Raw genomic sequence first — 6,229 nt, forward strand, 5'->3', positions numbered from 1 at the left:
CATGGCACTGTCCCACGATCCGCTCTGGCCGCGTGCCGGCGCCTGGCCCGCGTTCGAGGAGACGGCCGATGCGGTGCTCCTCGGCGTCCCGACCTGGCGCACCTCCCTGTCCCCGACCGGGGCGCACGCGACACCGGCCGCGATCCGCGAGGCGCTCCCCCGCTACGGCACGACGGTGCTCGGCCCGCCGACGGTCGACCTCGACGAGGTGCTCCGCATCGCCGACGCCGGGGACGTTCCGGAGCCGGACGGCGACGCGGGAGAGGCGCGGACGATCGAGCGGGTCCGGGAGCTCGCGGACGCGTCGGACCTCGTCATCGCCCTCGGCGGCGACAACTCCCTCACCTACCCGGTCGCGCTCGGGGCGGAGGCCACGGGCCTGATCACGTTCGACGCGCACTTCGACCTGCGCGACGGCGTGTCCAACGGCACCCCGGTGCGGCGACTCGTCGAGGACGTCCCCACCGCGGCAGGCGTCCCGACGGCACGCATCGACCCCACCCGGATCGTGCAGATCGGCCTCGCCGACTTCGCGAACTCCGCCGCCTACGCCCGCCGCGCGGCCGACTGGGGCATCCGGGTCGTCGCCCTCGACGACGTGCGCCGTCGCGGCATCGCCGACGTCGTGGCCGAGGCGGTCGAGATCGCGGGGGCGGGCGACGCCGCCCGGGTGCACCTCGACATCGACGTGGACGTGTGCGACCGCGCGGTCGCCCCGGGATGCCCGGCCAGCGTCCCCGGAGGCCTGGCGGCGTGGGAGCTGCGCGCCCTCACCCGGGCGGTCGCCGCCGACCCGCGGGTCCGGAGCGCCGACATCGCCGAGGTCGATGCGACCGCGGACGCGGAGGACGCCCGAACCGTGCGACTCGCTGCCCTCTGCGTGCTCGAGCTGCTCGCCGGCCTCGCGGCGCGCTAGCCCGAGCGGCCCTCACACGACCGCGAGGCCGTCCTTCCAGACGCGCTGCACCAGCGGCACACCCGGGCGATACGCCAGGTGCACGCGGGAGGGGGCGTCGAGCAGCACGAGGTCGGCGCGCGCCCCGGGAGTGATCCGGCCGATGTCGTCGCGCCGGAGTGCCCGCGCCCCGCCGGCGGTGGCGGCCCAGACCGCCTCCGCCGTGGTCATGCCCATGTCCCGCACGGCGATGGCGATGCAGAAGGCCATGGACGACGTGAAGCTGGACCCCGGGTTCGTGTCGCACGCCAGCGCGACCGTCACGCCTGCGTCGAGGAGCCGGCGCGCATCCGGATAGGGCTGGCGCGTGGAGAACTCCACGCCGGGCAGCAGCGTGAGCACCGTGTCCGACGCGGCGAGCGCGGCGACGTCCGCGTCGGTGAGGTAGGTGCCGTGATCCACCGATGCCGCCCCCAGCTCGACCGCCATCCGCACGCCGTCGCCCGGACCGAGCTGGCTCGCGTGCACCCGAGGAGCAAGGCCCCGGGTGATGCCCGCCTCCAAGATCCGTCGTGACTGCGCCACCGTGAAGGCGCCGGTCTCGCAGAAGACGTCGATCCATCGGGAGTGCGGGGCGCAGGCGTCGAGCATCGGCCCGACGACGAGATCGACATAGGCGTCGGGATCGTCGGCGTACTCGACCGGAACCACGTGCGCACCGAGGAACGTGACCTCCGGCGTCACCTCGGCGGCGAGGCGCACGAGGCGCTCCTCCTCCGCGACGGCGAGACCGTAGCCGCTCTTGATCTCGACCGTGGTGGTCCCCTGCGTCCACAGCTCCTCGATGAACCCGCGCAGTCGGGCGCGCAGCTCGTCGTCGGTCGCCGCCCGCGTCGCCTGGACCGTCGACCGGATGCCGCCCGCCGCGTACGGCTGCCCCGCCATGCGCGCCTCGAACTCCGCCGCCCGATCGCCGCCGAAGACGAGGTGACTGTGACTGTCGACGAATCCGGGGATCGCGGCCCGGCCCCCGGCGTCGACGACCTCGTCGGCCGCGGGAGCCGTGGCCGACGAGCCCACCCACGCGATCCGCTCGCCGTCGATCAGCACGGCCGCGTCGTGGAGCGTGCCGCTCGGGTCGGCTTCGGCGGCGTTGGTGGTCAGTTCCCCGATCCCCGAGATGAGCGTCGTCGTCACAGCATCGGCACCTTCAGTCCGCGGTCGCGCGCGACCTCCTTGGCGTGGTCGTACCCGGCGTCCACGTGCCGCATGACGCCGGTCCCGGGGTCGTTCGTCAGCACCCGGGCGAGCTTCTCCGCCGCGAGGGCCGAACCGTCCGCCACCGTGACCTGCCCGGCGTGGATCGAGCGACCGATCCCCACCCCGCCGCCGTGGTGCAGCGACACCCACGACGCTCCGGAGGCGGTGTTGAGGAGGGCGTTGAGCAGCGGCCAGTCGGCGATCGCGTCGGAGCCGTCCTTCATGGCCTCGGTCTCCCGGTACGGCGATGCGACGGAGCCGGAGTCGAGGTGGTCGCGGCCGATGACGATCGGCGCGGACAGCTCTCCCGAGGCGACCATCTCGTTGAACTTGAGTCCGGCGAGGTGCCGCTCCTGGTAGCCGAGCCAGCAGATGCGTGCCGGCAGGCCCTCGAAGTGGACGGCCGACCCCGCCTTGTCGAGCCAGCGGTGCAGGGCGGTATCCTCGGGGAAGAGCTCGGCGATCGCGCGGTCCGTCTTGTAGATGTCCTCCGGGTCCCCGGACAGCGCTACCCAGCGGAACGGTCCTCGCCCTTCCTCGAACTGCGGGCGGATGTAGGCGGGGACGAAGCCCGGGAACGCGAACGCCCGGTCGAAGCCGCCGAGCTGCGCCTCCGCGCGGATCGAGTTGCCGTAGTCGAAGACAGCCGCCCCCGCGTCCTGGAAGCCGACCATCGCGGCGACGTGGGCGGCCATGGATTCCCTCGACCGGCGGGTGAACTCCTCGGGGTCGCGCGCCGCCTCCCCCTTCCAGCGGTCCACGTCGATGCCGATCGGCAGGTAGGCGAGCGGGTCGTGGGCGCTGGTCTGGTCGGTCACGACGTCGATCGGCACGCCCCGACGCAGGAGCTCGGGGAAGATCTCCGCGGCGTTGCCCACGACGCCGACCGAGAGGGCGTGACCGGCGTCCTTCGCCGCGACGACCCGGGCCACCGCCGCATCGAGGTCGGTGGTGTACTCGTCGAGGTACCGGTGCTCGACGCGGCGCGCGAGCCGCGTCTCGTCGACGTCCACGATCAGGACCGCGCCCTCGTTGAGGGTCACGGCCAGAGGCTGCGCCCCGCCCATCCCGCCCGCGCCGGCAGTCAGCGTCAGCGTCCCTCGCAGGGAGTCCCGCCCGAGCGACCGGGCCACCGCCGCGAACGTCTCGTACGTCCCCTGCAGGATGCCCTGCGTGCCGATGTAGATCCAGGAGCCGGCGGTCATCTGGCCGTACATGGTCAGCCCCAGCTCCTCCAGACGGCGGAACTCCGGCCATGTCGCCCAATCGCCCACGAGGTTCGAGTTGGCGATGAGCACGCGCGGCGCCCACTCATGGGTGCGGAACACGCCCACCGGCTTGCCGGACTGGACGAGCAGCGTCTCGTCCGGCTCCAGCTCGTCGAGCGTGCGGACGATCGCCTCGTACGCCGCCCAACTACGCGCCGCCTTGCCCGTCCCGCCGTAGACCACGAGAGCTTCGGGGTGCTCGGCGACCTCGGGATCGAGGTTGTTCATGAGCATGCGCTTGGCCGCTTCCGCGCCCCAGCTCTTGGCGGTGCGCTCGGCACCACGGGCTGCGCGTACCGTGCGCGCTGCGTTCTCCTCAGTCATGCATGTGCTCCTTTGCGACACGGGCGATGGCACCCGACTGGACGAGGGCGGTCACGGCTTCCATCTCGGGCGAGAGGTGGCGGTCGGGGCCGGGGCCCGCGGCGACCGTGCGGACGAGGTCGCGCACGGCTCCGGTCGCCGGCCCCGCCTCGAGCGGCGCGCGGAGATCCAGGGCGCGGGCGGCGGTGAGGATCTCGATCGCCAGGACGCGGGAGAGGCCGTCGATCGCCCGGCGCAGCTTCCGCGCTGCGGCCCAGCCCATCGAGACGTGGTCCTCCTGCATCGCCGAGGAGGGGATGGAGTCGACCGAGGCGGGAACGGCGAGACGCTTCAGCTCGGAGACGATGCCGGCCGCTGCGTACTGTGCGATCATCAGGCCGGAGTCGACCCCGACCTCCGCCGCCAGGAAGGGCGGGAGTCCGTGACTGCGCGCCGGGTCCAGGGCCCGGTCCGTGCGGCGCTCGGACACGGACGCGACGTCGGCGACCGAGATCGCGAGGAAGTCGAGGACGGCGGCGACGGGCGCCCCATGGAAGTTGCCGTTGGACTCGATGCGCCCGTCGAGGGTGATGATCGGGTTGTCGATGACGCTGGAGAGCTCGCGCTCCGCGATCATCTCAGCATGCCCGAGCGTGTCACGTGCGGCGCCGTGCACCTGCGGGGAACACCGCAGCGAGTACGCGTCCTGCACCCGGCCGTCTTCCGGGCCCTTGTGGCTCGCGACCATCGGCGACCCGGCGAGCAGGGCCCGGAGGTGGCCCGCGGATACGGCCTGTCCCGCCTGCGGACGCAGCGCCATGAGATCGGCGGCGAACACCGCATCGGTGCCGAGCTGCGACTCGACGGACATCGCCGCCGCCACATCGGCAGTGAGCAGCAGCATCTCCAGGTCATGGAGCGCGAGCACCAGAGTGCCGAGCATCCCGTCCGTGCCGTTGATGAGGGCCAGTCCCTCCTTCTCCACGAGCGTGAGGGGCGCGATGCCGGCGTCCGCGAGGGCATCAGCCGCCGGGACGAGTCGGCCCGTGGCGTCGCGCACATCGCCCTCGCCCATGGCCGCGAGGGCGATGTGGGCGAGGGGCGCGAGATCCCCGGAGCACCCCAACGATCCGTACTCGCGGACCACCGGCACGATGCCCGCGTTGAGCAGCGCGGCATAGGTCTCGACCACGACGGGACGAACCCCCGTGCGCCCGGACGAGAGCGTCTGGAGGCGCAGCAGCTGGAGCCCGCGCACGACCTCCCGCTCGACCTCGGTGCCGGTCCCGGCGGCGTGGGAGCGGATGAGGCTCGCCTGCAACTGCAGTCGCCGTTCCGGAGCGATGAACGTCGTCGCCAGCGCACCGAAGCCCGTGGACACCCCGTAATGCGGGTGCGGGTCCGCGGCGAGGCCGTCGATCACACGCCGGGTCTCGGCGACCCTGGCAAGCGCAGCGGGGTCGACGACGACGGGCACATCGTGACGGACGACGCGGACGACCTCGGCCGGGGAAAGGGGGGCGGCGCCGACGAGGACAGGGGCTGGATCGCTCATGTCTCGATTCCACACCCGCCGGGTCGACGCGCGCGCGGCTTCGTGGCAACCTGTGTCTGTGATCCCAGACATGTCCGAGAGCGACGACGCCCAGGTGCCCGCCGCGGCGCAGACCCTGCGCATCCTGAGCTATCTGGCGGGCCGGCCGGCACCGGTCGCGGCGTCCGCGATCGCCCGCGAGCTGACGCTTCCGCGATCGACGGTCTATCACCTGCTGCGCACGCTCGCCGCCCACGGCTTCGTGCTGCACCTCCGCGAGGAGCGTCGGTGGGGACTCGGGACGTCGGCCTTCGAGCTGGCCGGAGGCTACGCCCGACAGCAGCCGTTGGCACGGCTCGGACGACCGCTCATCGCCGGCCTCTCCGACCAGCTCGGGGAGAGCGCGCACCTGGCGGTCATGAGCGGCGGCGACGTGCTGTACATCGTCGAGGAGCGCGCTCCGCGGCGGCCGGCCCTGGTGACCGACGTGGGCGTGCGGCTCCCTGCGCACCTGACAGCGACCGGTCGGGCGATGCTCGCCGCTCTGCCCCGCGAACAGGTTCGCGCGCTGTACCCGGACACGTCTGCTTTCTCCGACCGCACCGGGCGGGGCCCGCGACGCCCCGGCGAGCTGCGCGATCACCTCAGGGAGGTGCGCTCGCGGGGGTATGCGACGGAGGACGGCGAGGTCGCGGAGGGTCTGCGTTCGGTGGGCGCCGTCGTACGCGACGCGGCCGGCTGGCCCGTCGCCGCGGTCGCGGTCACCTGGGCCGGCGACGACGGTGCAGAGGTCGTGCTGGCGAACGCGGTGCGCGAGACCGCTGCCACGCTCGAGGCGCGCCTGGCCCGCTGAGGCGAAGCCTCACGTGTTAACGCAAGAAGGCCACCCAGCATTGGGTGGCCTTCTTGTCTAAAAGGAGTCCGGCGGTGTCCTACTCTCCCACAGGGTCCCCCCTGCAGTACCATCGG

At 72.9% G+C, this 6,229-nt stretch carries 5 protein-coding genes; 2 read left to right on the forward strand and 3 right to left on the reverse strand.

What is annotated here, in order from left to right; translation table 11 throughout:
- Nucleotide 1 precedes the first annotated feature (1 nt).
- Nucleotides 2–916 carry an agmatinase family protein gene (locus tag DW296_RS01640; protein WP_136050814.1) on the forward strand — a complete coding sequence of 305 codons (915 nt, stop codon included), beginning with the start codon at nt 2–4 and terminating at the stop codon, nt 914–916.
- Between the two features lie 12 nt (nt 917–928).
- On the opposite strand, the gene hutI is transcribed toward DW296_RS01640, so the two are convergent.
- The 3 genes from hutI to hutH are packed head-to-tail and all read right to left on the reverse strand — an operon-like array spanning nt 929 to nt 5,281.
- Nucleotides 929–2,092: an imidazolonepropionase gene (gene hutI / locus DW296_RS01645; RefSeq protein WP_136050815.1), complete on the reverse strand. Its 1,164-nt coding sequence runs from the start codon at nt 2,090–2,092 to the stop codon at nt 929–931.
- Nucleotides 2,089–3,747: a urocanate hydratase gene (gene hutU / locus DW296_RS01650; RefSeq protein WP_136050816.1), complete on the reverse strand. Its 1,659-nt coding sequence runs from the start codon at nt 3,745–3,747 to the stop codon at nt 2,089–2,091. Before hutU ends, hutI begins: the two co-directional genes overlap by 4 nt.
- A complete protein-coding gene (gene hutH / locus DW296_RS01655) occupies nt 3,740–5,281 on the reverse strand; it encodes a histidine ammonia-lyase (RefSeq protein WP_136050817.1) in 1,542 nt (513 codons plus the stop codon). Before hutH ends, hutU begins: the two co-directional genes overlap by 8 nt.
- A gap of 70 nt (nt 5,282–5,351) precedes the next feature.
- Here hutH and DW296_RS01660 point away from each other — a divergent pair, with 70 nt between their 5' ends.
- Entirely contained in the window at nt 5,352–6,113 is a 762-nt protein-coding gene (locus DW296_RS01660) for an IclR family transcriptional regulator (RefSeq protein ID WP_136050818.1), read from the forward strand.
- The last annotated feature ends 116 nt before the right edge of the window (nt 6,114–6,229 follow it).

It is taken from the genome of Microbacterium sp. K36 (genome assembly GCF_004794355.1).
Lineage (GTDB): Bacteria > Actinomycetota > Actinomycetes > Actinomycetales > Microbacteriaceae > Microbacterium > Microbacterium paraoxydans_D.